Annotated in this window: 29 protein-coding genes, 3 pseudogenes and 1 other annotated feature; of the genes and pseudogenes, 7 read left to right on the top strand and 25 right to left on the bottom strand. The window is 56.9% G+C overall.

The annotated features are described in order from the left end of the window. Window positions 1-35: 35 nt before the first annotated feature. Window positions 36-938: a LysR family transcriptional regulator gene (locus ASN_RS11320; RefSeq protein ID WP_058988224.1), complete on the bottom strand. Its 903-nt coding sequence runs from the start codon at window positions 936-938 to the stop codon at window positions 36-38. Window positions 939-1039: 101 nt separating this feature from the next. Here ASN_RS11320 and ASN_RS11315 point away from each other — a divergent pair, with 101 nt between their 5' ends. Beyond that, complete coding sequence (locus tag ASN_RS11315; RefSeq protein ID WP_058988223.1) at window positions 1040-1801, top strand: SDR family NAD(P)-dependent oxidoreductase; 762 nt, start codon at window positions 1040-1042, stop codon at window positions 1799-1801. A 118-nt stretch (window positions 1802-1919) separates the two neighbouring features. Here the strand turns inward: ASN_RS11315 and ASN_RS11310 are convergent, their stop codons facing one another. Further along, the gene (locus ASN_RS11310; protein WP_058988222.1) at window positions 1920-2891 is read right to left on the bottom strand and encodes a LysR family transcriptional regulator; all 972 of its coding nucleotides are present in this window, start codon (window positions 2889-2891) and stop codon (window positions 1920-1922) included. Between the two features lie 99 nt (window positions 2892-2990). Between ASN_RS11310 and ASN_RS11305 the strand changes: the two genes are divergently transcribed. After that, window positions 2991-3920, top strand: a complete 930-nt coding sequence (locus tag ASN_RS11305; RefSeq protein WP_058988221.1) for an alpha/beta hydrolase fold domain-containing protein — start codon at window positions 2991-2993, stop codon at window positions 3918-3920. Further along, window positions 3917-4423, top strand: a complete 507-nt coding sequence (locus ASN_RS11300) for an NAD(P)-dependent oxidoreductase (protein ID WP_058988220.1) — start codon at window positions 3917-3919, stop codon at window positions 4421-4423. The genes ASN_RS11305 and ASN_RS11300 overlap by 4 nt, the downstream gene beginning before the upstream one ends. A gap of 316 nt (window positions 4424-4739) precedes the next feature. On the opposite strand, the gene ASN_RS11295 is transcribed toward ASN_RS11300, so the two are convergent. Together ASN_RS11295 and ASN_RS11290 are read right to left on the bottom strand one after the other, a co-directional pair. After that, a complete protein-coding gene (locus tag ASN_RS11295) occupies window positions 4740-5267 on the bottom strand; it encodes an NADPH-dependent FMN reductase (protein ID WP_058988219.1) in 528 nt (175 codons plus the stop codon). 1 nt (window position 5268) lies between these two features. Next, complete coding sequence (locus ASN_RS11290; RefSeq protein WP_058989293.1) at window positions 5269-6150, bottom strand: NAD(P)-dependent oxidoreductase; 882 nt, start codon at window positions 6148-6150, stop codon at window positions 5269-5271. Window positions 6151-6344: 194 nt separating this feature from the next. On the opposite strand from ASN_RS11290, the gene ASN_RS11285 reads away from it, so the two are divergent. Further along, a complete protein-coding gene (locus ASN_RS11285) occupies window positions 6345-7076 on the top strand; it encodes an AraC family transcriptional regulator (RefSeq protein WP_231948188.1) in 732 nt (243 codons plus the stop codon). Between the two features lie 425 nt (window positions 7077-7501). Here ASN_RS11285 and ASN_RS11280 read toward each other — a convergent pair whose 3' ends face one another. The 3 genes from ASN_RS11280 to ASN_RS11270 are packed head-to-tail and all read right to left on the bottom strand — an operon-like array spanning window position 7502 to window position 10165. After that, window positions 7502-8644 carry a major royal jelly family protein gene (locus ASN_RS11280; protein WP_231948187.1) on the bottom strand — a complete coding sequence of 381 codons (1143 nt, stop codon included), beginning with the start codon at window positions 8642-8644 and terminating at the stop codon, window positions 7502-7504. 13 nt (window positions 8645-8657) lie between these two features. After that, on the bottom strand, window positions 8658-9092 hold the full coding sequence (locus ASN_RS11275; RefSeq protein ID WP_058988217.1) for a cupin domain-containing protein: 435 nt from the start codon (window positions 9090-9092) through the stop codon (window positions 8658-8660). A 53-nt stretch (window positions 9093-9145) separates the two neighbouring features. Next, on the bottom strand, window positions 9146-10165 hold the full coding sequence (locus ASN_RS11270) for a zinc-binding alcohol dehydrogenase family protein (RefSeq protein ID WP_058988216.1): 1020 nt from the start codon (window positions 10163-10165) through the stop codon (window positions 9146-9148). A gap of 100 nt (window positions 10166-10265) precedes the next feature. Between ASN_RS11270 and ASN_RS11265 the strand changes: the two genes are divergently transcribed. Further along, window positions 10266-10667 carry a winged helix-turn-helix transcriptional regulator gene (locus ASN_RS11265; RefSeq protein WP_197603281.1) on the top strand — a complete coding sequence of 134 codons (402 nt, stop codon included), beginning with the start codon at window positions 10266-10268 and terminating at the stop codon, window positions 10665-10667. A 19-nt stretch (window positions 10668-10686) separates the two neighbouring features. Here ASN_RS11265 and ASN_RS18895 read toward each other — a convergent pair. After that, a pseudogene (locus ASN_RS18895) lies at window positions 10687-10953 on the bottom strand (integrase core domain-containing protein); the annotation flags it as partial. Window positions 10954-10990: 37 nt separating this feature from the next. Beyond that, a pseudogene (locus ASN_RS11260) lies at window positions 10991-11917 on the bottom strand (IS3 family transposase); the annotation flags it as partial. Further along, window positions 11807-11929 (bottom strand) — a sequence feature (AL1L pseudoknot). It overlaps the preceding pseudogene by 111 nt. 40 nt (window positions 11930-11969) lie before the next feature. Between ASN_RS11260 and ASN_RS11255 the strand changes: the two are divergent. Further along, complete coding sequence (locus tag ASN_RS11255) at window positions 11970-13001, top strand: IS110 family RNA-guided transposase (protein WP_006560347.1); 1032 nt, start codon at window positions 11970-11972, stop codon at window positions 12999-13001. Between the two features lie 257 nt (window positions 13002-13258). Here the strand turns inward: ASN_RS11255 and ASN_RS11250 are convergent, their stop codons facing one another. From ASN_RS11250 to ASN_RS18880, 8 genes are all read right to left on the bottom strand, one after another. After that, entirely contained in the window at window positions 13259-13651 is a 393-nt protein-coding gene (locus tag ASN_RS11250) for a transposase (RefSeq protein WP_058988214.1), read from the bottom strand. Further along, window positions 13648-14133, bottom strand: a complete 486-nt coding sequence (locus ASN_RS11245) for a transposase (RefSeq protein WP_231948186.1) — start codon at window positions 14131-14133, stop codon at window positions 13648-13650. The genes ASN_RS11250 and ASN_RS11245 overlap by 4 nt, the downstream gene beginning before the upstream one ends. Before the next feature lie 295 nt (window positions 14134-14428). Further along, window positions 14429-15256 carry an S-formylglutathione hydrolase gene (fghA, locus tag ASN_RS11240; protein WP_025829447.1) on the bottom strand — a complete coding sequence of 276 codons (828 nt, stop codon included), beginning with the start codon at window positions 15254-15256 and terminating at the stop codon, window positions 14429-14431. Window positions 15257-15280: 24 nt separating this feature from the next. Continuing rightward, the gene (locus ASN_RS11235) at window positions 15281-15682 is read right to left on the bottom strand and encodes a VOC family protein (protein WP_003618982.1); all 402 of its coding nucleotides are present in this window, start codon (window positions 15680-15682) and stop codon (window positions 15281-15283) included. A 59-nt stretch (window positions 15683-15741) separates the two neighbouring features. Continuing rightward, window positions 15742-16851 (bottom strand): S-(hydroxymethyl)glutathione dehydrogenase/class III alcohol dehydrogenase, encoded by a 1110-nt coding sequence (locus tag ASN_RS11230; protein WP_003618980.1) that lies wholly within the window; start codon window positions 16849-16851, stop codon window positions 15742-15744. A gap of 41 nt (window positions 16852-16892) precedes the next feature. Further along, the gene (gene frmR / locus ASN_RS11225) at window positions 16893-17168 is read right to left on the bottom strand and encodes a formaldehyde-responsive transcriptional repressor FrmR (protein WP_025829448.1); all 276 of its coding nucleotides are present in this window, start codon (window positions 17166-17168) and stop codon (window positions 16893-16895) included. Between the two features lie 189 nt (window positions 17169-17357). Beyond that, window positions 17358-18112, bottom strand: a protein-coding gene (locus tag ASN_RS18885) for an IS5 family transposase (RefSeq protein WP_099048343.1) whose coding sequence is annotated in 2 segments (ribosomal slippage) — window positions 17358-17782 and window positions 17782-18112 — 756 coding nt in all. Because the reading frame shifts where the segments join, the coding sequence is not laid out codon by codon here. 110 nt (window positions 18113-18222) lie between these two features. Next, a protein-coding gene (locus ASN_RS18880) for an IS5 family transposase (protein WP_085948960.1) occupies window positions 18223-18977 on the bottom strand; the annotation gives its coding sequence in 2 pieces (ribosomal slippage) (window positions 18223-18641 and window positions 18641-18977; 756 coding nt in all). A 163-nt stretch (window positions 18978-19140) separates the two neighbouring features. Between ASN_RS18880 and ASN_RS11200 the strand changes: the two are divergent. After that, window positions 19141-19721 (top strand): annotated as a pseudogene (locus tag ASN_RS11200) (alcohol dehydrogenase catalytic domain-containing protein); the annotation flags it as partial. 386 nt (window positions 19722-20107) lie between these two features. On the opposite strand, the gene ASN_RS11195 reads toward ASN_RS11200, so the two are convergent. The 8 genes from ASN_RS11195 to ASN_RS11160 all read right to left on the bottom strand — a co-directional run bounded on the left by ASN_RS11195 (window position 20108) and on the right by ASN_RS11160 (window position 25598). Continuing rightward, window positions 20108-20734: a glutathione S-transferase family protein gene (locus ASN_RS11195; protein WP_007396216.1), complete on the bottom strand. Its 627-nt coding sequence runs from the start codon at window positions 20732-20734 to the stop codon at window positions 20108-20110. Between the two features lies 1 nt (window position 20735). After that, window positions 20736-21590, bottom strand: coding sequence for an aromatic ring-hydroxylating oxygenase subunit alpha (locus ASN_RS11190; RefSeq protein ID WP_007396217.1), 855 nt, complete (start codon window positions 21588-21590; stop codon window positions 20736-20738). 57 nt (window positions 21591-21647) lie between these two features. Beyond that, window positions 21648-22319, bottom strand: coding sequence for a Rieske (2Fe-2S) protein (locus tag ASN_RS11185; RefSeq protein WP_007396218.1), 672 nt, complete (start codon window positions 22317-22319; stop codon window positions 21648-21650). A 110-nt stretch (window positions 22320-22429) separates the two neighbouring features. Then, window positions 22430-22576 carry a hypothetical protein gene (locus ASN_RS19970; RefSeq protein WP_007396219.1) on the bottom strand — a complete coding sequence of 49 codons (147 nt, stop codon included), beginning with the start codon at window positions 22574-22576 and terminating at the stop codon, window positions 22430-22432. 88 nt (window positions 22577-22664) lie between these two features. Continuing rightward, window positions 22665-23612, bottom strand: coding sequence for a PDR/VanB family oxidoreductase (locus ASN_RS11175; protein WP_007396220.1), 948 nt, complete (start codon window positions 23610-23612; stop codon window positions 22665-22667). Then, window positions 23609-24250, bottom strand: a complete 642-nt coding sequence (locus ASN_RS11170) for a glutathione S-transferase family protein (RefSeq protein WP_007396221.1) — start codon at window positions 24248-24250, stop codon at window positions 23609-23611. The genes ASN_RS11175 and ASN_RS11170 overlap by 4 nt, the downstream gene beginning before the upstream one ends. After that, complete coding sequence (locus ASN_RS11165) at window positions 24247-24780, bottom strand: Rieske 2Fe-2S domain-containing protein (RefSeq protein WP_007396222.1); 534 nt, start codon at window positions 24778-24780, stop codon at window positions 24247-24249. Before ASN_RS11165 ends, ASN_RS11170 begins: the two co-directional genes overlap by 4 nt. After that, the gene (locus ASN_RS11160) at window positions 24777-25598 is read right to left on the bottom strand and encodes a hypothetical protein (protein ID WP_197603280.1); all 822 of its coding nucleotides are present in this window, start codon (window positions 25596-25598) and stop codon (window positions 24777-24779) included. The genes ASN_RS11165 and ASN_RS11160 overlap by 4 nt, the downstream gene beginning before the upstream one ends. Between the last annotated feature and the right edge of the window lie 3 nt (window positions 25599-25601).

The raw sequence follows: 25601 nt of genomic DNA, 5'->3' as shown, positions 1-25601 counted from the left end.
CAGCTATTTTTGAAGCCTGAGACGCCAATGGGCGCTTATTCGTTAGCAGCAGAAAGTTTGGGGCCTAACGTCGAAGCAAGCCAGTCGATGAACACGCGGATACGCGGAGAAAGTTGACGATTGCTGGGATAAAGAATGGAGACTGGCACAGGCGGCGGAGTGAATTCGGCCAATACTTCTATGAGCGCCCCTGACGCTAGATCCTGCTTGAAGCGATAGCGCGGGGCTTGGACAAGCCCCAATCCGAGGCGCGCTGCTGCGGCATTCGCATCGGCGCCAGAAACCAGAACACGCGAAGGCAACGCGACTTCTACCGTCTTGTTTTTCACTGTAAATTCCATGGGCATAGCTCGATCGGTACGCGACGATACAAAACCGACCATCATGTGACCATCGAGGTTATCCGGGGATGAAGGGGTTCCATATCTTTTGAGATAGTCCGGACTTGCGCAGGTGATTTCCTGCATGACACCAAGCGATCGAACGATCATGTCGCTGTCCGCGAGCTTCCCAGCGCGAATAACGCAATCGACACCTTCCCGCACCAGATCGACATAGCGCTCGCCTTCCCCGAGATGAACCGTGAGCCCCGGATGCTGCGCGAGAAAATCCGGCAATGCGGGAAGGAGCATTGTACGCGCAAGGTTTCCCGGAACGTCGACACGCAACAGACCGGTCACACCGCCGCCTGCGTTCCGGTCCGCGTCTTCGATATCAGCAAGGATTGACACACAGCGCCGATAATATGCCTCTCCCTCAACCGTCGCCTGAACATGCCGTGTCGTACGCTGCAACAGGCGCGCACCAAGCCGTTGTTCCAGATCCTTGATGGCAGCTGTCGCGACAGGCCGGGAAACACCCAGATCGGCAGCGGCAGCGCTGAAGCTGGCTCGCTCAACAATCCGCACAAACAATTCCAGGGTAGACAGCCTGTCCATATCGATTGTTTTGTATGTCAGAATAGTGATGACGGCAACCGCAATCTAATACTCTGAGAACATTGGGCGTATCTTGGGGCACCTAGCAAGGAGTTGTCCGTATGACAAATATATCTTCCATCGCCCTCGTTACGGGCGGCAGCCGCGGCCTTGGCCGCTCCACTGTCGAGGCTCTCGCCCGGCGGGGTGTCACGCCAATCTTTACCTATAACACAAACAAGTCCGAGGCCGATAAGGTGGTAGCTCTCATAGAGCAAGCGGGCAACAAGGCTGTCGCGCTGCAATTGAACACAGGCGACACCGCCTCCTTCGATCAATTTACTGATACTTTTAACCAGACACTTCGTTCTCTTGGCGCGGAGAAATTCGACTATCTCGTCAACAATGCAGGCAACTCCAGCGGCATGGGTTTTCTGAATGCAAATGAGGACGAATTCGACACGCTGTACAGGATCCACGTCAAGGGCGTCTTCTTCCTGACCCAAAAGCTCGTTCCCTTGATGAACGACGGCGGTCGCATCGTGAACATTTCATCCGGCCTGACCCGGATCATCATGGCGAACCGCGCCGCCTATGCCACGATGAAGTCAGCCGTCGAAACCATGACCAAATATATGGCGTTCGAGCTTGGAGAGCGGCGGATCGCGGTGAATTGCGTCGCACCAGGCGCAATTGCGACCGATTTCAGCGGCGGCGTCGTGCGCGACAATCCCGATGTCGCGAAGGCTATTGCGGGCATGACCGCGCTAGGCCGTCCGGGCCAGCCAGAGGATATCGGCCCGATGATTTCATCGTTACTCTCGGAAGATAATCGCTGGGTAAACGCCCAGCGGATCGAGGTTTCGGGCGGCATGAGGATTTGATGATTGCCTCTAGCCTGTCCGCAAGATGATTTATTCGCCCGCACCGGTGGCACGAGATGTCAACCAACCGTCTGCCGCGCCTGACACGAGCATCTCTCGAACGGCGATAAGGCGCTCGTCAGAAGCAGAGATTGCAGTCAGGGCAACGATGCCTGTATGAGTTTGCCGCATCGCCTCGACAGAATCTGGGCAGGCCCTGCCTGCAAGGCGATTTTGGCAGGTACCCGGTGTCAAAGTAGTCACCAATAAATTGGACGAAGGCTACAACGCGCGGGGATGCCAAACGCCTGGCACTGTACAGAACCCATATCTCGGTCGCTCCGCCCTCCAATTCGCCCAGGCTGAGAAGAGCGCCGGACTGCAAATCTTCCTCGACAATGGAACGTGGCATGGCGGATGCGCCTGCGCCGCTCAGGACAGCGGCATGAATCATGAAATAGGATGGAAGCTGCATCACCAGCTGCGCACCGATGCGCTTGACACCATCTGCCATGGTCACATGCCAGCATGGATCGGCCTTTTGTGACGACAACAAAATCGCGGGCAGGCTTTCGGATGCGCTTCCGCCCCTTTGACGGTACAGGTCGTGCCTGATGACCAGGACCAGTTGATCTGTCCGAAACCGCTTTCCCACCAAGCCATGCACAGAGCGGGGATTGACGCGGATAACAACATCGAACTCTTCTTCGACAAGATCGACCTGCCGGTCTTCGACGTGAGCTTCCAGAAGCACTTTCGGGTATTTCTCCCGAAAAGCAGCGGCCAGTTTCCCGAGATAGAGATGTGAGAACAACAGTGGGGCGCTCAGGCGCAGCCTGCCCTCCGGCTCCCGTCCTTTTCCCTGCATCGCCGCTTCAAGATCGCGAAACTCCGAGAATATGCCCTCAGCCCTTGCCTGAAGGATTTTTCCCTCTGGCGTCAGGCGTAGACGGCTGGTGCCGCGTTCGACTAGTCGTATTCCTAGGCTATCCTCCAGCCGCATGACCTGTCGGGATAACGTTGCCTTCGATCGCGAGCTTGCTCTGGCGGCCGCGCTGAGCCCACCATATCTGGCAACAAGTAGAAAGTCCTCAAGAGCAATCAGATCCATGGCGTTTCATAAATGAAACGAAAGGGTAGCGTCAATGGCGTTACGGACACATGACGATACCACTATATAACTGCCGTCGAACAATGAAGGTAAGAAGAAATGGCAATTATCGAACATAGCCTTCATCCGGCTGACCGCGCCGAAATGGAAAAAATGCGCGCCTATCTCGCGCAGCAGCCCAAGCTGACGATCTCTCCCGAAACGAAGGGCATCTATGATGCCTTTATGGCCTCTATTCTGCCCGCTGTCGGCGTCACATTCGAGCAAGAGGTTATCGGAGACATTCCCGGCTGGTGGTGCAAGCCGGGGAGTGCGGAACCGGAAGCAGCAATCATCCATTTTCACGGAGGAGCCTATGTTGTCGGCTCGGCTGAGGCCTACCGGCCTTTCGTGAGCCATATTGCGGCAGGCACCGGGATGGCCGTCTTCATCCCGGATTATGCTCTCGCCCCCGAGAGGCCTTTCCCCGCCGCCTTCCATGATGCCGGTGCTGTTCTGGATGGGCTGCACCGGCAGGGATTCCGCAAGCTGGCGCTTACGGGGGATTCCGCCGGCGGCGGGCTCGCCCTTGCACTCGCGCAGGATGCGGCGCGGAATAAGACACAAGAAGGCCCGTCGATTCAGCGTGTAGTTGCCATGTCGCCGTGGACCGACCTTACGCTCACAGCGCCAAGCCTTGCTTCACACGCCGATATCGATCCGGTTCTCACATGCGAAGTGCTGGCTGGCGCTGCCGAACTCTACGCGGGGGCATCGATCGATCGGCGCGACCCACGTCTGTCACCTCTGTTCGGCGTCATGTCCGGGATGCCGCCAGTCATGATTCATATCGGCACGGATGAAATCCTGTTCGATGATGCGGTCAACTACGACACGGCAGCACAGAGGCAGGGAGCGACGATTGAAACACACGTCTGGTCCGGTATGACCCATGTCTTTCCTGCAAATATCGCGATGTTCCATGCAGCGCGGGAGGCCATGAACCTGTCTTCTGCGTTTCTGCGTTCTGGACTGCGGAGCCAGCCATGAAAATCCTCGTTATAGGCGCCACCGGCGGTACGGGCCGCCAGATCGTTCAGGAGGCTCTGGCCAAGGGCTATGAGGTGAACGCCCTGGTCCGCTCGGTTGCCAAGGCTGCACCACTGCTTGCCGGGGCCGATCTCATTCAAGGCGACGCCCTTGATCCCGTCGCCACTGCCGATGCGCTGAAGGGATGCGACGGCGTGATCAGTTCGTTGGGTCCCAGACTTAGCCCGTGGCGGGAAGTAACGCTTCTCTCCGCCGCCACCCCCGTCCTGATCGATGAGATGAAGAAGCAGTCGATCAAGCGACTGGTCTGCATTACCGGCATGGGCGCGGGCGACAGCCGCGGCCATGGGGGCTTCTTCTACGATCGGATATTCCAGCCGTTGCTCCTTGGTCCCATCTATCGCGACAAGGACCGGCAGGAGGCCGAGATCCGGGTGAGCGGACTGGACTGGACGATCGTGCGGCCATCCTCACATGTATTTGCGTTGGTAATATCGGCGTAACGGGCTGCTTCACAAGCCGCGAACAGGGTTTTGGCGATCGATTTTCGGCCCTGCCCCAAGGCCTGGACGCCGTTCTTGCCGGTAATTTCGATGCTCGCTTCGAACGAAGGCAGGCCGCTTTTTTCCGCAGCCTGCCGTCTCCCGGCTGACGCCAATACGCCGCCAGGTAGGCATTGCCGGACGGTTTTTCCGTCTGACCGTATTATCAGATGGATTTGTCTGATAATACAAGTGCTTGCACGTTACATCGAAGAGGACAGGCTTTCAGCGAGCGCTATCCAACCGTCCTGGGCCGGGGAAAGAGCTGCTTCAAACGTCACGTCATCAAGTGAGCATTTTCTCGAATCATAGCGTTTGAAAAGGTAATTGCAGGCATCGGAGAAACAGGTCTCATTTTGAGCCCGTCGGCGACCTGACGGAGTTGTACCGCGCATTTCCCGCCGCCATGACCGCCATAGGTGACGATCATCAGGGGTTTTCCTTGCCACTCGAGATAGCAATGGTCGATGGCATTCTTCAACGCGCCCGGATACCCCCAGTTATATTGGGGTGTCACAAAGACGATGCCATCCGCTTGCGCCACCTTCTCGCTCCAGGCTTTTGAATGTGGATGCTTGTAGAGGCCGAGTCCTGGAATGCCGGGCTCGTCGTCCATGGGAAGCGACCACTCCGCGAGATCAATGATTTCGATGGTGAGAGCGGTCTTTTCCCGTCCGACTTCGGAAACCCATTGTGCGATAGAAGGGCAATGACGCCCAGCCCGCACACTGCCCATGATCACCAGAACCCGTTTCGTCATTTTAGCAGCCAAGCCTCCAGATGTGTTCACGCGGTTGCCGTCCATCCTACTTCAAACCGCTCTCCTGCCGCACGCGTTCCAGCAGCACGACGAAATCGCGATCGGCATCTCCGGCACTGACGGCGCTGAGCAGGCGATCGCGGACAACAGAGGCATAAGGCAGCGGAACACCATAGTCGCCGCCGGCGTCCATGAACATCTTGACGTCCTTAAGGCCGAGCGTCACCGGCGCGCCGGGATAGTCGTAATCGTGCTCGACCATGAGCTTGCCGTAGTTCTTGTGGACTGGGGCATTATAAAAGCTGCCCGTCATAACCTCGAAGATCATGCGGGGGTCGGTTCCGGCCTTCTCATTGAGCGCGAACACCTCCGCCATCTGCTCAATAGTCGAATAAATCATGAAATTCAGCGACAGCTTGGCGAGATTAGCCTGTATGGGATCATCGCCTATCCGGAAGACATGGGGTCCGAAGCACTTAAGCACCGGTTCCAGGCGATCCAGTGCGTTACGGCTTCCCGCCGCCATAACAAACAGTTCCCCCGCTTCTGCCGCGGGCGGACGCCCGAGAACGTTGGCGCTGACATAACTCTGCCCACGCTCCGCATGACCGTCGCGCAGACGGCGCGCTTGGGCGAGGGAGACCGTGCTACAGCAGACGTGAATGGCCTTTGACGACAAACCGGCCGCAATTCCGTCCTTGCCGAACGTTGTTTCCTGGGTAGTTGCATCGTCGAACATCATGGAAAAGACGATATCGACTTCCCAGGCGACGGCGGCGGGCGTTTCCACCAGAACCGCTCCCATAGCCACGAGATCGTCTGCTTTGGCTGCTGTTCGATTGTAGACGACGAGATGATGTCCCGCATCGAGAAGGCGTCTTGCCATAGGATGGCCCATGGCACCCAGCCCGATAAATCCGATTTTCATGATGATGTCTCTTTGCTGTGGTTGCGCGAGATCCGCAGGGGCCCCGTGTCGCTTCATGCGAAGTTTTAGGAGAACGGGGCTTGGCGTGCCTCATCACGTAGGCCACATTTCTACTCATGTGCGCCATTTCCTCCCTGATCCCGTCTTGCATGGACAGTCCAGATGCAGATCTTCCCTGGCTGTTAGGTGGGCATATGCAGCAGGAAACCCGCCGGATTGCGGCCCTTCATGAACATTCCCGTGGTCAGATCTTCGGGATCGGGCGTGGGGTGATGGGTATGCGGACGGACGCGGCATACTGGCTGATCGGCCCCGGCCAGGTTTTGTGGTTGCCACCTTATCTGTGTCATACAGCCCGTTCGCACGGCGCCGTGCGCGGATGGAGCCTGTTCATCGATCAGGCACGCTCCACGATGTTATCCGCCCAGCCGTTTCTCGTGCGGGGTACGCCCCTCCTGATCGCGCAAGCCGAACGGTTATCGCATTGTGCGTCGGATCAATCTTGGAGCGATAGTCTCACCCGTCTGGCCGAGAGTTTCTGGGATGAATTTTTATCCTTGCCCCGCGCATCGGTTTCCTTGCCTTTTCCGACGGATGGCCGCCTGCGTCGTGTGGCTGATGCACTGAGTGAAAATCCGGCCGACACGCGCGAGCAGCAGGACTGGGCGATCGAGGCTTCCATGTCAGTGCGTTCCTTCGTCCGGCATTTCGGGGCTGAGACGGGAATGCCGTTTACGGCCTGGCGTCAGCGGCTGCGTATCCTCAATGCACAGGAAAGGCTGGCACGCGGGGAGGCGGTTACAAGCGTCGCCCTTGACGTCGGTTACGAAAGTCCGGGTGCCTTCGCGGCAATATTTCGGAAGATCACGGGGCATAGTCCCGCAGCCTATATGAAAATGTGCAGGTCGAGTGAAAAAGGTTCGTAGAGTTTATTTGCCCGTCTCAGATCAGATCTTGGATAACCCACTGGTTACGGCACAATACCAATGGTGAGAAAGCGGCTTATGTCTGCTCTTGGTAAATCATTCATACGTATCGCATGACTTATATGTAGGCGACTGTCGCCTGTCTGCTCCTGTATCACTAAGCAGATAGGCGGATCAGTAGGGGTAAGCCGAAGGTCTGCTAACGGCTTCATGAATATTATAGCTGACGTCCATGGCGGCGGCATCGTACCGCCCAGATGCGCCGTTGGATTGCTTCCCCTGACTTGCCAACAAAGGATCCTGGCAAACTTCGATGGCATTACAGGTGACGATGTCCGCCAAAACACAGCGACTTCGCGAGTACCCTTGCATGAGAGAAAGCATCCCGCAGGCGATTATCGGGGCGTTTGGCGGTCATCACAGCCCTATCGTTCAGGTTTGACCAGCCCAGCATTCAAATCGATGGATACCAGCAGAAACGGCTGATTACTGTGGGACTTTCCTTGATGAAACATCGGAAGACGATCCAGTTGCGCGACTGGCAGCCAGAGACGGCCATCCGGAGCAAGGCAAGGTGCATCAGCCCAGTGCAGACGTGAATCCGAGATTAGTTTCATGATCTTCCCGGAAACGTCTCTCCGATAGACGCCATTATCCTTCAGACTGGTGAAATAGAGATTTCCTGCAGTATCCATGGCGCTGCCCCCGATCGGAGGTAAATCTGCCCAGGGTTTCACAGCCGCAGACAGATCGGTTGACGACACATTGGGATCATCGAGCAGAGCTGTCGGAACTTGAGACCACGGCCCTTCAAGCGGCCCGAAATACAGCCATTTCCCGTCCGGACTGACTTCCAATGGATCAACATTCACCAGAAGCGGTTGATGCGGACCTTTCTCCACGACGCGTCCATCCATGATAATCGGTCGATCTGTCCGTGCGCGTGTGGAAACATCGTTGTCCAGAACACGACGTGTATGACCTGTTTCGACATCAAGAACGATCAGCGCGGCCTTGCCCGCATCCGTAAGATAGGCATGCCTCCCGTTAAAACGGATATCGTCGATATAACTGCCTGCCTGCGCGATCTCTGGACCCAGAGGATAGATCCGCAGCACATGACCTGTTGCCGGATCAATGCGGACCAGTTTGGCTCCCCCGGGTACGGATGGCCCCCCAAAAGACGGAGTTCCAGTATCAACAACCCAGAGCGTGCCGTCAGGAGCGACATGGACGGCGTTGACGCTGACAAACCGATGCGTCGCATTCCGTCCGGGTTTCCAGCCATTCCAGTCAGCATCCGGAAACGGCTCTATCTCTTTGCTTTTCGTCAGAAGACCCACGGCCGGTCCGGAAAACCCGGTCCAGTGAGGGCCTGAGACAAACACATGACCGCCAGCAAGCGCTACGGCGTTCCAGTCCATGCCTGTACTGGTTGCCTCAATCCTGATGGGCTGGGCATGGGAAGAAACAGGATACGCGCATACCCCAACGTATCCCGTGAAAACGGCGATGGCGATCCTGCGCAGGCCTCTTTTTGTGAAAGCATGCGGCTGATTCTGTTTCATGACTCCCATGATGTCAGATCCCTGCAATAAAACCGGACGGCGTACCGTCGGCAGGATCCACGAACACCACGTCATCCGGGGCCCGTCGCGGCGTATCGATGGCCAGAAAAACGACTGGATGGCTCAGAATGCGGGGCACGGCATGCACGGCCCGACGGGGGAACACCAGAAGATGGCCGGGGGCAAACGGCGCCTCTTCCTTTGGATCATCAATCCAGAACGTGCCTGTCCCGGAGAGGACATGAAGCACTTCATCGCACTGGGTATGGTAATGCGGCGGCACATCCCGATAAATCCGGAAGACCCGGATACTGGCTTCCGGCTTGTCGGTCAGATAGGTGTCCAGCAGCATCGTGTCCGCCGTTTCGGGGAATGTTGCTGCAACTTTATTGAGATCGAAGCGACCTCCCGTTCGGTTCAGGGGCGTAAGATGCTCTTCGTCATTCATGAGGTCTTGTTCCTCTCAAGCGCTTTGACTGCTTTCGTCATGGCTCTCTCCGTTCAGGCAGGGAAACCCTCGAGAACAATTTTACCTTTGGCCTGACCACTCTCGATCAGAGCATGAGCCTCCCGCAAATTAGCGGCGGTGATCGCGCCAAGATTTTTGCCGAGCGTCGTGCGAAGGCGACCTTCATCTATTAGACGCGACACATCGTTCAGGAGTTTCCCCTGTGCGCTGATGTCTACCGTTCCGAACAGTGAGCGGGTAAACATCAGTTCCCAGTGCAGGGAGAGGCTTTTGCGCTTGAGTGATACGGCATTGAGTTCAGCCGGATCATCAATCAGGCCGAAATGTCCCTGAGGGGCCAGAAGTTCGACGATCTCTGCCAGATGCCGATCTGTCTGCGTCGTCGAAAAGACAAAACCGGGAGCGCCCGTAGGAAGGCTAGCAACCTGTGCCGCAAGAGGCTTGCTGTGATCGATCACGTAATCTGCCCCGAGAGATGTGACCCAGTCCTGGGTTTCGAGGCGCGAAGCCGTAGCAATGACTGTGATATTAGTCAGAACCTTGGCCAGCTGGATCGCGATTGAACTGACCCCGCCTGCGCCTCCAATGATCAGGATGGAGGACGTCGTTCCCGGTACAGACCGACGAATATCCAGACGATCGAAAAGCATTTCCCAAGCCGTGATTGCGGTCAGCGGTAAGGCTGCGGCTTCGGCCCAGGTCAGAGAGTGGGGTTTGCGACCGACAATCCGTTCATCGACCAGATGAAATTCGGCATTGGTCCCCGGACGATTTATCGCGCCGGCATAAAAGACCTCATCGCCGACAGAAAAATCCGTGACGTCCGGTCCGGTTCCTACAACAACGCCTGCAGCATCCCAGCCCAGAACGCGCCACTGACCCGCCTCCGGTGTCGCGCTGCGACGGACTTTGGTATCAACCGGATTGACCGACACGGCCCTGATTTCCACCAGAAGATCCCGGCCCAAAGGGGTGGGTTTTGGCAGATCGATGTCCTGAAGGGACGCCGGATTTTCGATGGGAAGCGGCGTCTGATAACCGATGGCCCGCATGATGTCTGCTCCTCTGTTGAATGAGGAGAAGAGTGAGCACTATGCTGCTTGCAGACAAGAACGCACTTTTAACGCCCATAGTGTCGGAAATGATACCGTTATGACCCGTATCCGCCATCAGTCGCTCGATTGCAGCCCCGGCTGCGCTGTTGAGGCAACGCTTCAGCTCATCGATGGAAAATGGAAAGGCGTGATCCTCTACCACCTGCTTCAGGGGACCCTACGCTTCAACGCCATCCGTAAGCGCCTGCCCAATATCACACAGAGAATGCTGACGACCCAGCTTCGCGAACTGGAGCGTGACGGGTTCGTGTTGCGAACGGTTTATCCTGAAGTTCCGCCAAAGGTGGAGTACAGCCTCACTCCACGCGAGCGGACCCTTGAGCCTGTCATCATGGCTCTCAAGGCCTGGGGCGATGAGCACACAGAGTTCAGGCATGGTCCTGAGATCTGTGCCGATCATGATGGAATATTCTCGCCTGCCGCTAAAGGGATTGAATGATTGCTCAGTAGTCATTTGGCTAGGTGTTTAGTCCCGGGATTTGATGGGTTGGATTAATGATGAATCTTTCTGGCTCTGAAGTCCAGATTTTGCAGACGTATTCGTAAGGGGTAAGGCCACTGAGGGTCTTGAGTCTTCGCCCGAAATTATAGGCTGCCATGAAGTCGCTGAGGTGTGTCCTCAACTGCTCATGACTGTCGTAATGGAAGCGTTTGACAGTTGCTTCCTTGATTGTCCGGTTCATCCGTTCAACCTGACCGTTCGTCCAGGGATGGTTGGGTTTTGAATTACCCCGGGTTTTGTGGAGACGTTTTTTATCTGATTTAAGCGGCTAAAGCATGTGATTTCTGTTGTGCATAAAAGCGTGCTTCAGCTTCTGCTGGCGGGATGTTTCCAATGGAGGACAGGATCCGTCGATTGTTGAACCAGTCGACCCATTTAAGTGTTGCCAGTTCAACCCCTTCCCTGTTTTTCCATGGCCCCTGCCGATAGATGAGTTCGGTTTTGTAGAGACCGTTTATGGTCTCAGCCAGCGCGTTATCATAGGAATCTCCAACGCTTCCGACAGAAGCAACGAGACCCGCTTCAGCCAGTCTTTGCGTGTAGCGAATGGACACATACTGACAGCCGCGGTCGGAATGGTGGGTCACTTTTCCCTCAGGCTGCCTCTGGCACAGAGCCTGCTCGAGGGCATCCAGCACGAAGTCGGTATGGGCAGTGGACGAGACACGCCAGCCCACAATGACCCGGGCAAAGACGTCAATGATGAAGGCCACATAAACAAAGCCCTGCCAGGTGGAAACATACGTAAAATCCGAAACCCACAGTCTGTTGGGGGCTGGTGCATGAAACTGTCGCTGTACCAGATCCTGTGGGCAGGGACGTTGTGGATCGGGCCGTGTGGTTCTGATCCCCTTGCCACGAATGACGCCTTTCAGTCCCATCTGGCGCATCAGCCGCTCTACCGTGCAGCGGGCGACAGTCCTGCCTTCGCGTCTGAGATGATGCCAGACCTTGCGCGCTCCATAGACGCAGAAATTCTCGTTCCAAACCCTGCGGATTTCATGACACAGCTCTTTGTCTTTCTGGCTGCGCACGCAGGGATTTTTCTGTCTCGCCCGATAAGCATAATAGACAGATGGTGCAATCGGCAGGATCTTGCAGATTGACCCGACACCATATGTCTGCCGGTGCTCATCAATGAAGCGCGTCATGGCCTGAACCAGATGGGGTGGACGGCCTCCCTGCGGCATCAATGTGCCATGATGGAGGTTCACTGACCATCAGGAGGAGACCGCCCGTATGAAAGCTAGCATAATTGGCCTTGATATTGCCAAATCCGTTTTTCAGGCTCATGGAGCTGACGCAAATGGAAAGTGCGTTTTCAAGCGCAAGCTTGGTCGCAGTGAAATTTCAGCATTTTTTGCAAAACTTGACCCATGTGAAGTTGTTCTGGAAGCCTGCGGGTCAGCGCATTACTGGGCACGGGTGATCAGCAGGATTGGTCATGATGTCAGACTGGTTCCTCCTGATCGGGTCAAATCATTTGTCAAAAAAGGCAAGAAAAACGACGCTGTTGATGCGGCTGCGATCTGCATGGCGGCGACTCATCCTGATACGATGTGTGTTCCGATCAAGAGCGAAGAGCAGCAAGGCGTGTTGTCACTGCATTCTACCCGCGCTCTTCTGGTCAAACAGCAGACCATGCTGAGTAATGCGTTACGGGCTCTTGCTTCCGAGTTCGGGCTGATAGCCCCTCTGGGCACACGCCATCTGCCAGAACTGATGGCAAAAATAGAGACATCAGCCGACCTGCCGGCTACCATGAAGCAGAGTGCCATGTTGTTATTTGAGCATTACGAAAAGGTCGCTCAGAGCATTGATGCTTTGGAAGTGCATATCCGGGCGCGTGCAAAAAGCGATGAGGATGCGCGTCGGCTGATGACCATCCCTGGGGTCGGTCCCATAACGGCTTCTCTGATTGTCGCCTCGGTCGCGGATATTGGCTCCTTCGCCTCTGCGCGCCATTTTGCCGCCTGGCTTGGGCTTGTGCCTCGTCAGCATTCTACCGGCGGTAAAACCCGTCTGGGAAGGATTACCAAAACGGGCAACCGGCAGATAAGAACGTTGCTGGTTCTTGGTGCGACGGCCATGCTTCATCGTGCCCATAAGTGGGATAGCGCTGCGGGTCAGTGGCTATGCGAACTCATGGCGCGTCGTCCAAGGCGTCTGGCAACAGTTGCACTTGCCAATAAAATGGCTCGTATCATCTGGGCGTTGTTGTCACGTAAAGAGATCTATCGTCCGGCTGGTGTCAGTGTTTCAGCAGGCTGACCTGCACCAGCAGAACGATGGACACCGGAGCTTGCTCCGGTAAATCCGGCAGTATGTATGAACCGACGTGATGGGAAGACTGTCATTCAGCAACAGTTCAGGCCATACCGTTCGACCGTCTGTGCCCCTGAGCACGCGATACGAGATTGGTGCCTGACACGTGAGCGCACACCCATGATGGCCAGCGCATAAAGTCGCATAAACAGGCCGGACATAAGAGCGCATCTGACCGGGTCTTCACGTTAAATCGGTATGCATCATCCGCCAGTAGAATAATACGTTTTGGAAATTGCATGGGAAAGACAATGTGAAGCATTGCCTTTAAACGGCCGTCCACATAGGCGGTCGAGTTCCGCCTGGGCAAAATATGCCGACGCCTTGCGCAGGATTTCGTTAGCCTGCCGCAATTCGCGGTTCTCTCGCTCCAGTTGCCTGATCTTCTCTCGATCAGGCAGGTCACTCACCGCAGGCGCATTGGTCCGCTCATGCAGACGGGTCCATTTTGACAGCGTGTCAGGATGAATATCCAGCTTTGGCGCTATCATCATCACTGCAGACCACCGCGAAGGATGGTTCTTCTCTTCCTCCAGAACCATGCGGGCTGCACGTTCGCGAAATTCAGGCGGAAAACGCTTCGATTTATTGCTCATGAATTCTTATTACCTCTCGGGTCGTTCTGTCTCCACAAAACCCGGGGTAATTCAACGCGACTGATCAAGTCAGGAGAGACCTTCAGGCCATAAAGATCAAGCAGATGGGTCTGAATGTCCCGGACAGTCAGACCGGCGGCATAGAGACCGATGATCTTGTCATCGATCCCGTCAATTCGGGTCTGGCCGTTCTTTACAAGCTCTGGTTCGAAGCTGCTGTCGCGGTCGCGCGGCACCGTCAAAGGCAAGGCACCGTCCTGGCCTTTGAGCACTTTGGTCGTGGAGCCATTCCGCCGGTTCGACTGGCCCGGCGGGGCAGCCTTGCCTTCCTCATAACCCAGATGCGCGGTCAACTCCGCACCCAGCATACGCTCCATGAGCCGAATTTTCAGCTCCTTCAGCAGACCGGCATCGCCGAGCAGGTCTTCAGGACGCTCCACGTCCGTCAGCAGTGCGTCCAGGATTTCTCTCGAGATGGTCATTCATGCTTCCTTTCGGGAAAGCATGGACCAGATCAGTCATACACAAAAGATCGGACACTCTCGAGTCATGTGTCACCGTTACATCAAGTTCTCTCTGTTAACCAGTCCATACCGATCGCTTCAATCCTACCATTCAATGACGACATCTCTGATCTTTGAGCAGCATTGCATGTCTGATTCCGGATAGAAGGAGCAGAAAGCTGTCAGCTGATTTTACAGTTTGAAAGATGCCCCTAACAGATTTCATCTCCACTCAAAGCCAGAAAATTCCGGATCCAAAAAACTCACAATCTATTCATCGTAGTTTACTCACGAAATATCTGAGATGATCTGCAATAAAACTGGCTACAAAATAATAGCTGTGATCGTAATCAGGACGAAGATTCAGGATAAGTTCCTGCCCTGCATTCCGTGCGGCTTCCTGGAGCAGTTCTGGCCTGAGCTGTTCTTTCAGAAACTGGTCCGCCAGACCCTGATCTATCAGAACAGGTAGTCTTTCCTTCGCTGTCCGCACAAGTTCAAGCGGGTCATAGGCTACCCAACTGGCACGATCCGGACCCAGATAAGCACTGAATGCTTTTTCACCCCATGGTACCTGCGTTGGCGCCACAATGGGTGAAAAGGCTGACACAGAACGATAGCGGCCAGGATTACGCAGTGCGATCATGATGGCGCCAAATCCACCCATCGAATGTCCCGCAATGCCTCGCTGCTGCGTAACCGGAAAGCTCGCCTCAATCAGCGCAGGAAGTTCCGTGACGACGTAATCATACATCCGATAATGCGCAGCCCACGGCTCCTGCGTCGCATTGAGGTAAAATCCGGCACCCTGTCCAAGATCGTACGCATCGTCATCAGCCACACCCACGCCCCGTGGACTGGTATCCGGCGCGACAATGGCGATGCCCAGTTCTGCGGCCACGCGTTGCGCGCCAGCCTTGCCAATGAAATTCTGCTCCGTACATGTCAGACCGGAGAGCCAGTAAAGAACGGGAACCTTTTCAGTTTTTGCCTGCGGCGGCAGGTAGATCGCGAAGTTTGCTTCCACACCCAACGACACGGACTTGTGTCGCCAGACTTCCTGCACGCCCCCAAAAGAGGCGTGTGTTTCCTTGCGTTCCATGGCTCTCACTGCCTTTTGCGCATGTCAGTTACCGTCCGTGAAGGTATAACTGCAGATCTTGTTCCCTGCCGGATCCCGGAGATAGGCAGCGTAAGCGCCCGGTAAGTGGCTTCGCGGGCCGGGTGCGCCTTCATCGGTTCCCCCATTGGCAAGACCTGCGGCATGAAAAGCCTCCACTTCGGCGGGTGTCGCTGCTGCAAAACCGATGGTGACACCGTTGCTTGAGGGCGCTTCACCGTTGCCAGGACGTGCAATGATGAAGGCTGGCTTTTCGCGGCCATACAGAATCCACCCATGCCCGAACGGCCCCAGGTTTTTTATGCCCAGAGCCGCAAGCGCGGCGTCATAGAATTTCGCGGATACCGCAGTATCCACTGCCCCAAGAAAAACGTGAGAGAAAACACCGTCACCGGAAATAACTGCCATGATCGTTCTCCTGTAATTTCCAACCATTGGAAATGATGTTGCGCGGTGAGACGTAGACCTTAGAAATGAATGACGGAACGGATGGATTTTCCTTCATGCATCAGATCGAAGGCCGTATTGATGTCTTCGAGCGGCATGGTGTGGGTTACGAAAGGCGCAAGTTCGATATCGCCACGCATGGCATCTTCGACCATGCCGGGAAGCTGGCTGCGTCCCTTGACCCCACCGAAAGCCGAGCCGCGCCACGAACGCCCCGTCACAAGCTGGAAGGGACGGGTCGAAATTTCCTGACCGGCCCCTGCCACCCCGATGACGATCGACTGCCCCCACCCACGATGCGCGGCTTCTAACGCCGCGCGCATGACGTTGACGTTTCCGATACATTCAAATGTATGATCAATACCCCAGCCGGTCATTTCCACAAGAACCTGCTGAATCGGTTTGTCATAATCCTTGGGGTTGAGGAATTCCGTGGCGCCGAATGCTTTGGCAAGTTCAAACTTTTCCGGGTTGGTATCAATAGCGAAAATCCGGCCAGCCTTTGCCTGTCGCGCTCCCTGAATGACCGCCAGACCGATCCCGCCCAGACCGAAGACGGCAACCGTATCTCCCGGCTGCACCTTGGCCGTGTTGTGTACCGCACCAATCCCTGTGGTGACGCCACATCCCAACAGACAGACATGCCCTGGATTGGATGCGGGATTGATTTTTGCCAGAGAAACCTCGGCGACAACCGTGTATTCGCTGAACGTCGAACACCCCATGTAATGATGGATCGGCTGACCTTTGTAGGAGAAGCGTGTCGTGCCATCCGGCATCACACCTTTACCCTGTGTGGCGCGCACTGAAATGCAGAGATTGGTTTTTCCCGACTTACAGAACAGACATTCACCGCATTCCGCCGTGTAAAGCGGAATGACATGGTCGCCGGGGGCAACGCTGGTGACCCCTTCTCCGACCTCGATGACAATTCCCGCGCCTTCGTGACCCAAAACGGCTGGGAACAGTCCCTCGGGATCATCCCCTGACAGGGTAAACGCATCAGTGTGGCACACACCCGTATGCGTGATCTGCACGAGCACCTCACCAGCACGAGGAGGCGCTACATCGATCTCGACAATCTCAAGGGGCTTACCCGCCTCGAAAGCAACTGCGGCCCGTGATTTCATGATTTTTTCTCCAAATAACCTATCAGCCAGCATCGAGGGCATTACCGGAGATAGGATCGAACGAGTGACACCACATTCTCGATCGAACCACTGGCAGCATCACGATCACCGGCACACTCAACAAATTCTTCCCGCAGGTGGCTTTCGAGAACACCGGCCATTAATCCGTTGATCGCTCCCCGGATAGCCGCCACCTGTTGCAGCACCGGACCGCAATCAGTTCCCTTCTCCAAAGCCTGTTCCAGCGCATCAAGTTGCCCGCGAATACGGCGCACGCGGGTCAGAACGCGCTTTTTCTCAGCTGGTGTGTGCGGCACGAAACGCTTACTCCGAATATACTGCCCTTGAGTATCATTCCATACTATGGGGTAGTATGAAAGGATATAAGGACGCGCTTGTCATATGCTCCGATCACAATTCCGTATCGCTGAAATTTTCACCGTAACGTCCATGGGTTGCCTGTCTGTGTCTTGGGATCATTCAAGAGGTACTATTAGAGCGTGTCGTCAGTTAAGTAGGATAATGATTGAAGCGAACTGCACGGCTGCGAGGAAGGTCGATTTCAGCTTGTCGTAGCGTGTTGCGATAGCACGGAACTGCTTGAGTTTATTGAAGAACCGCTCGACAAGGTTCCGTTCGCGGTAGAGAGCGAAGTCGGTTTCCCGTTGGGTTGTTCTATTGCGTTTCGGCGGGATGACCGGAGTAATCCCGCGCTGTGTCAGCCGATCAATCAGTCTGTCCGCGTCATACGCCCTGTCGGCGAGGAAGGCATCCGGATCGATGTTTTCCAGCATCGGTTCCGCCTGGCTGATATCCGCATCCTGCCCCGGTGTGATGCCGAGTTCCACCGGATTGCCCAGAGCGTCGCAGATGGCATGGATCTTTGTCGTCAACCCGCCTCGTGATCGTCCGATGGCCTGATCCGCGCCCCTTTTTTGAGGGCTCCGGCACTATGCTGATGTGCCCGGACAATGGTGCTGTCGATCATCATGTATTCATTGTCGTGATCCGCGGCTAGATGGCGAAAGATCCTCTCAATAACACCGCTTTCACACCAGCGGCGCAGACGCCGATGCACGTTTTTCCAGTCTCCGAAACGGGCAGGAAGATCACGCCATGGAATGCCTGCGCGATAGCGATACAGCACGGCCTCCACGAACAGGCGGTTGTCCGCTGCTGTGCCGCCGACATGACCTTCACGACCGGGGAGAAGGTCTTTTATCCGTTCCCACTGATCGTTGCGTAAACCGTAGCGCCGCATCTGTTGCTCTCCCACAAAATCGGGAAAACAGTCAGCACAGGACGCCACAAAGTACAACCCTCACGTGCCATACTCAGCGCTTAACTGACGACACGCCGTAGGGTGTGTCGTCAGTTAATTCCAATGATGGCGGAGACGAATTGCACGGCTGCGAGGAAAGTTGACTTCAGCTTGTCATATCGTGTTGCAATACCTCTGAACTGTTTAAGTCTGGCGAAGAAGCGTTCGATGATGTTTCGTTTTTTATAAAGCGAAAAGAGGATTTTCCGTGGATTGCGTCGGTTTTTCTTTGACGGAATAACCGGTGTGATCCCCCGCTCTTCAAGCTTTTCGATGAGGGGATCGGCATCATAAGCCTTGTCGGCGATGAAGACCTCGGGATCGACTTCATCGAGCAATGGCTCTGCTTCTGTGATGTCGGCCCTTTGTCCGGGCGTCAGGGAAAGAGCCACAGCCTTTCCCGCGGCATCGACAATGGCATGGATTTTCGTGGTCAGTCCGCCACGGGACCGCCCGGTGGCCTGATCCATCCCCCTTTTTTACGGGCGCCCGCGCTATGCTGGTGAGCACGGACAATGGTGCTGTCGATCATCATGTATTCGTTGTCATGGTCAGCAGCCAGATGCCGGAAAATCCGCTCGATCACGCCGCCTTCGCACCAGCGACGCAGCCGCCGGTGCACGTTCTTCCAGTCCCCGAACCGGGCAGGCAGATCACGCCAGGGAATGCCTGCACGGTAACGATACAGCACGGCTTCGATAAACAGACGGTTATCCGCAGCCGTCCCACCGACATGACCTTCGCGACCCGGGAGAAGATCTTTTATCCGTTCCCACTGACCATCGCTCAGACCATACCGTCGCATTCACACTCTCCCCGTTCCAGAAACAGGAAGAAAACATCACAGATCAAACGGGAGTACAAGCTTCATAAGCCCCCCGTTTAACTGACGACACGCCCTAACATCCTTAACACGCGAAGATCGCCTGTCCGCATTAATGGACAAGCGTGGAACGAAGGAGCAGACGATGAAAACCCGCGCCGCCGTGGCCCTTGATGCCGGCAAACCGCTGGAAGTCATGGAGGTCAATCTTGAAGGCCCCAAGGCCGGCGAGGTGATGGTCGAAATCAAAGCCACCGGCATCTGCCACACGGACGAATTCACCCGCTCCGGCGCGGACCCGGAAGGCATCTTTCCGGCCATTCTGGGCCATGAAGGCGCCGGTATCGTGGTCGAGGTCGGCCCGGGCGTCACCTCGGTCAAGCCGGGCGACCATGTGATTCCGCTCTATACCCCCGAATGCCGCGAATGCGCGTCCTGCCTGTCGGGCAAGACCAACCTCTGCACCCGGATCCGCGCCACGCAGGGTCAGGGCCTGATGCCCGACGGCACCTCGCGCTTTTCGCTGCCCGACGGCACGCCGATCCATAAATCGCCGTGGCGAAGGTCCGCGAGGACGCGCCCTTCGACAAGATCTGCTATATCGGCTGCGGCGTGACCACCGGCATCGGTGCCGTCATCAACACCGCCAAGGTGGAAATCGGCGCCAAGGCCGTCGTTTTCGGTCTGGGCGGCATCGGGCTGAACGTCATTCAGGGCCTGCGCCTGTCGAAGTCGGATGCGCAGCGTATCGAAACGATCCTGCGCAACGGCGAAGCGTAGCAGGCTGCACAAGCCATCCAATGCCGTGCAAGAGCGTGTGTCGTCCTCTGCCTGATCGGAGGCAGGGCGACGATACCCGGAATGGATGTGGCGCGCGGGTTGCAATCCGGCTGCCACGTTCCGGTTCTACTCGCCTTGGCGTGGCAGTTTGTGGTTTGCAGCGACAAATCAGCCGCTGGTCGTTTCCGTCGCCAGCACGGAACGGCCGAGAGTCCCGCACCTCCGCCAGACGCGGATCGGCCTGGCTACTGCTGGCGCGGGAAGGTCATCAAAATGACCGGGCACGACATCCTGATGACAGGTGACGTTCCCGGTCTTGCCAGTCTGACAGGTCAGTCGAAGATGTTGATTCCCGGCATCAGCTTGAAGCGCGGAAGATTGACAAACCTGCGTATCCAGCGTTGGATCGCTGGGTAGTAGAACAGCTCGATGCCGCCGTCCCCTGCCAGCGCCACATAGGGGAAGCACGCGATATCCGCCACCGTGGGGCGTGATCCCGCGATCCAGTTGAACCCTTGCAGCTCCTGATTGGCCAGATGATCATCCAGGACACGGAACAGCTTGTGAGCGCCGGCCCTTGCCTGCGCCACGTCGAGATCGTAGCCCAGCACATCATGAAGCCGCGCGGCCGAGGCCGTGGACGTGATGCTGTCCGCGAAGGCCAGCCATTGCGCGACCCGACCCAGTTGGGACGGATCGTTGACCGGCCACCACGTTCCTGTCGGATCGTAGCGCGAGGCGAGATGCACGAGAATGGCCTGCGCATCCCGGATATAGGCTCCGTCGTCCTCCAGCACCGGGATCTGTCCCAGCGGATTTATCTGGAGGAATGCATCGGACTTGTGTTCACGACCCGGAAAGAAGTCCACGGCTTGCTTTTCATGAGAAAGCTCAAGAAAATCCAGCAACAACCGTATCTTGTAGCAATTTCCGGACAGGACATAGTCGAACAGCTTCATCTCATGCCGCCTCGTTGAAGAGGGCGACCCCCCACTGAAGTTCATTGGCCTTCAGCCAGCGGCGGTAGGCGATCGAGGACGCGTCCGCGCGGGTCGGCAATTCCCAACGGGGATCGAGCGGCAGCTTCCGGGGAACCTGGTTCTCGAGGATCATCCGGTCCTGCAGGAAGATGTTCTGCTGGAAGTGGAGAAGGCCAGTGTCGGTGTTTTCCTCGTCAAAGACCAGAATGAACGAGTGGACGATACACTCGTCCTCTTCCACGGGCTGGATGAACAGCCCGACCAGATCCCAGACATCCTCTCGGATCGGGCAGGTCTTGTACAGGATCGTCGAATAGGGATGCGGGACGCGATACTTGTATTCGGTCATCTGGCCGCCCGATGCCGCCGCCGAAGCCATGGGCTGGAAGAATTTGCATTTGGTCGCCCAGATTTCATCCTTTTCCGCATCCATGCTGACGTCGTAGCTCTCGACGCTCGGATGCTCTTCCACGCCGAGGATGTCGGTGTGGACGAAGGGAAAATGCGCCATGTCGAGGAAGTTTTCCACGCAGCGCAGTCCCGAGCAGCGAACGCCCACGCCGCCAGCGGTCACAAGACGCCGGTCCGGCTCGTCGAACTCCGGCACGTCGTAAAGCGGGCGCGGCGTATCGCTCAGCGTGGTCCAGAGATGGCCGTAGCGGATCTGCGTCAGAAGGCTGCGCCCATCGGCATCGTTCACCGAAAGAACGCCAGCTGCGTCGCTCACGGTCAGATCCTGCGAAAGCAGTCGGACGGGTTTCGCTTCCGCACCTTCGAAATCGGGAAGGCGGCCGATTGCATACCATTGCGAACGGGTGAAAGTGTCGGGTGTCATAGTGTTTCTCCTCGCTTGTCGAAGTGAGACGATCAACTTGCTAGGCTGCGATGCCTATTAAGCGGCGCTTGACGCCTTGAATACCTGTCGCAGACGGGTGGACAGCTTGCTGACGGCGATCGCGACATTCTCCGATGCACTGGCCGGAACCGAGGTGTGGATCATCGCCCCGTGTTCCTTCATGTCCAGGAACGCCAAAAGGACTTTTCCCTTCACTTCGGGAACGCGGACGATCGCGGCGTGATCGGTGATCTTCGACACCAGTTCGGCGCCAATGCCTTCGGCAAGCTCATTCAGGCTGGTCGGGGCAAGGTCGATATGGACCGAGCGGTTGGGAACCCAGTCGCCGTCGATCGATGGCGCCGCCGTCGTCTCGCCCGGGTTTGCAACCCAGATGAACCCGCCGGAATCCGCCGCGCGATAGGCCTTGGCGCGGATCGTCTTGGGTGGGGTCAGTTCGGGATGCGCCGGGATGCCCGCGCAGGCGCCAGCTCCGTCGTATGACCAGCCGTGATACAGACAGGTCAGCGTGTTGCCGCGGACGATGCCGTAGGACAGGCGCATGCCCCGGTGGGGACACCTGTTTTCCCATGCGCGGATCTGGCCGTCCTCGCCGCGCCACAGAGCGATGTCGTTGTCGGCGATTACGACACGTCCTGCCGTCTTCGGAAGGACATAGTTCTGAAGCCCGGCAGGGAACCACCCGGCTTCCAGTTCTGATGGTTTCATTCTACTCCCCATTTCTGTGTTTTCAGCCCTGGACACTGGTTGGTTGGGCTATAATCCAGCCCGTCCATTTCAGCGTCCTTCGCGGTGCCGGGCTTCGGTTCTGTACCGCGTCAAACGGTCTCAAGCGTAATTGTGTCGATGTTCACGTCGTCCGGCCCCAGCCAGCAGGCAATCTCGAACATGTCGATAAGGCGTTCATCCCCGGTCAGAATCAGCGTGATGTAACTGGGGGTCGCGCTTGTGACCGTGCTCGACAACGAAAGGCGCCGAGCAAAGTGGCTAACCATGGCAAGGCAGGACTCGGTCTTGAGTGCTCCCTCAAGAGATACGCGCCGCGTTACCATGTCATAGGTCCAGCACCAGCTTCTTGCCCTTGCAACGCGACACGCAAGGCAGGATCAGCGTCCCGGATTCCTTCTCGGTCGGATTGAGGTAGAAATCGCGGTGATCTGGTTCGCCCTCAAGAACGGTTGTCAGGCAGGTGCCGCAAACCCCCTGTTCGCAGGATGTCATCGGCTCCAGCCCGGCAGCCTCCATCGCGCCGATGATGGTCTGGTCTTCCTCGACTGTCAGGGTGACGCCCGATTTCTGCAGCACCACCTCGAAGCTGTCGCCGTCGAGTTCCAGCGTGGCCGCATCGACGCTGAACCGTTCCAGGTGGACGCGGTCGCTTTTCCAGCCGCAGTTCTTCGCCAGTTGCTCGATCAGGTCCATAAAGGGTCCGGGTCCGCAGAAATACAGGCGAGCATCGGCGGGCGGATTGGACAGGATCCCGGTCAGAACTGCGTTGAGCGTCGGCGGAACAAGGCCAAGATAGACCGGAGCCTCGTCCAGAGCTGTGAGTTCGCTTTTGAACGGCACATGTTCGGCGCTTCGGGCGAACAGGTGCAAGACGCATTTGCGGTTCACGGACTGAAGATGGCGCGCCATCGCCAGCACCGGGGTGATGCCGATGCCCCCGGCGATCAGGATCACCGGACCCTCGTCCGACCGAAGCTCGAAGTTGTTCCGTGGCAGGCCCACCTCGATCTCGTCGCCCTCGTTCAGCGCGTGCATCGCAGCCGATCCGCCCCGGCCGTTTGTTTCGCGCTTGACGCCGATGTGATAGGCATCGCAGTCCTTGGGGGCGTTCCAGAGCGAGTACTGGCGGACGATGCCGTCGCCGACGCAGACGTCGATATGGTCGCCTGGTGTGAACTTGACGGACGATCCATCGCAGGGGACCAGTTCGTATGAACGGATTTCCGGCGTCTGCTCTACAATCCGCCTGATCTTTACCCGTTGAGTGTTCATGGCGTTTCCTTCGGCATTTGAAGAGGCATCATGCCGGGCATTGGCTTGAAATTCTCGAGTCTCATGAAGCGCTCCATCCACCGCGAGACGGAGAAAAACGGAGCCAAGTCGATGCCACCTTCTTCGGCAAGTGCAATGTAGGGAAGGCACGCGACATCCGCGATGGTCGGATGCGGCAACGGCAGCAGCCAGTCATGGCCGTCTTTTTCGGCGAACCAGAGATGCTCGTCGATGATCCGCAGCAGCTTGATGCCTTCGGTCCGGGCCTTGCTCACGTCCAGCCGATAGAACATCGCATCATGTAGCCGTGCAGCCGAAATGGAGCCCGTCAGCTGGTCCGCGAAGGCGAGCCATTGATAGACCTCGCCCTGGTGGTCGCGCGGAAACCATTTGCCGGACTTGTCGTAAGCGGCGGCAAGGTAGACCAGGATGGCCTGCGCATCGCGAACCGCTCGACCTTTATCCATGATGGCCGGAAGCTGTCCCAGCGGGTTTATGTTAAGGAAACGCGGCGACTTGTGCTCGTATCCCGGATAAAAGTCGACAAGGATCGACTGGTATTCCAGGCCAAGCTGCTCCAGTAGGAACCGGACCTTGAAGCAGTTCCCAGAAAGTGGATAGTCATGGAACTGTATCATGACTCCTCCAATCTGCGCCTGATCGCTGACAATTCCGCGCGCCTTTGCGCCGGATCGCCTGTCGGGTAAACCATCGACCCATCGACGCCCCAAGGGGTAAGATGATCGACGCTGGAATCGACATGCAGCCTGACCTGATCGACCGGCGCCGCGATGTGGACTGGATAGCACGGCTCGCCTGCACTGCCCGAGGGAGAGCATTCTTCCTCGCTCGCCCAGACAAAGCCGCCCGCCACGGCCGTGGAATAGACGGTCGCACTTATGTCGTGGGCCGGGCGTCCCTGCATCGCGGGAACCAGCATCACCTTGCCTGATTCCTCGAACTGCCAGCCGTGATACACGCCTTCGAGGTATCCACCCATGTTCCGTCCGGCGCTGAGCCTTACGAAGCGGTGGGGGCAGCGATCCAGCCAGACGTTGATCGCGCCGCTGGCGCCCCGCCAGATGACCAGGGGCTTGTCGCCCATCATCGACCTGACGATCGAATAGTCGCGGACGTCTTTTTCAAGTGCAACAACATACGAGGTCATGTCATCGCTCCATAGGTTACATGGTTGGCCCGCAACCATTCGCGGTAGCTCAGCGAAGAGCTGTCCACCTCGATGGAGGTTTCCGCGCCGTTGAGCGGCAGCTTCTTGTGGACATGCCGCTCGAGAACATACTTGTCCTGCGCCGAGATGCTCTGCTGGTCAGCTTTCAACTGGCGCTCGTCCATCCAGTCTTCCCTTATCCAGGCAAGCAACTTGTGCGCGATGAAGTTTTCTTCATCCAAAGGCTGTGCGAAGATGCCGAGATAGTCGTATCGACCCGGTGTCGTTGGGCGATGGATGAAAAGAACCACCGAATACGGGTCCGAAATCCGGTAGGTGTATTCTGCGACCGAGTTCGTCAGCGGCAGCCAGGCCTTCTGCGACTTCAGCCACAACGCCCCTGCTGCATCGACGCTGGCCTCTCCCGGAACCAAATCCAGGTGATTCTCGTCGCCCAGGATGTTGGGATGCAGGAAGGGGAAATGCGCGTTGTCGATCACGTTGTCCACGATCCGCAGGCCCGAACACTTTATGGGCGTGGACCAGATGTTCATGACCAAGCGATCAACCTCGTAATATTCCAGCAGCTGCTGTGGAGGTCCGTCGGGCTTGCCAAGGCTTGTCCAGACATATCCCAGCCGCTCCGTCACTGGCAAAGGGCGGGAGTCGCTCGACGCGGAAATCCAAGTCTTGTGGATTTCCAGGTCGATGTCATGGCCCAGAAGCCGGGTCCTTGTCGCATTCCTCCGCCGGATGTCCGTTGGCGACCCGAGTGGGTACCAACGGTTCCAAACCACAGCGTCTTCACGTGCGCTCATGTC

Origin of the sequence: Acetobacter senegalensis (assembly GCF_001499615.1) — a bacterium.
In the GTDB taxonomy this organism is placed as follows: domain Bacteria; phylum Pseudomonadota; class Alphaproteobacteria; order Acetobacterales; family Acetobacteraceae; genus Acetobacter; species Acetobacter senegalensis.
This window is presented reverse-complemented; position numbering and strand designations above follow the sequence as displayed.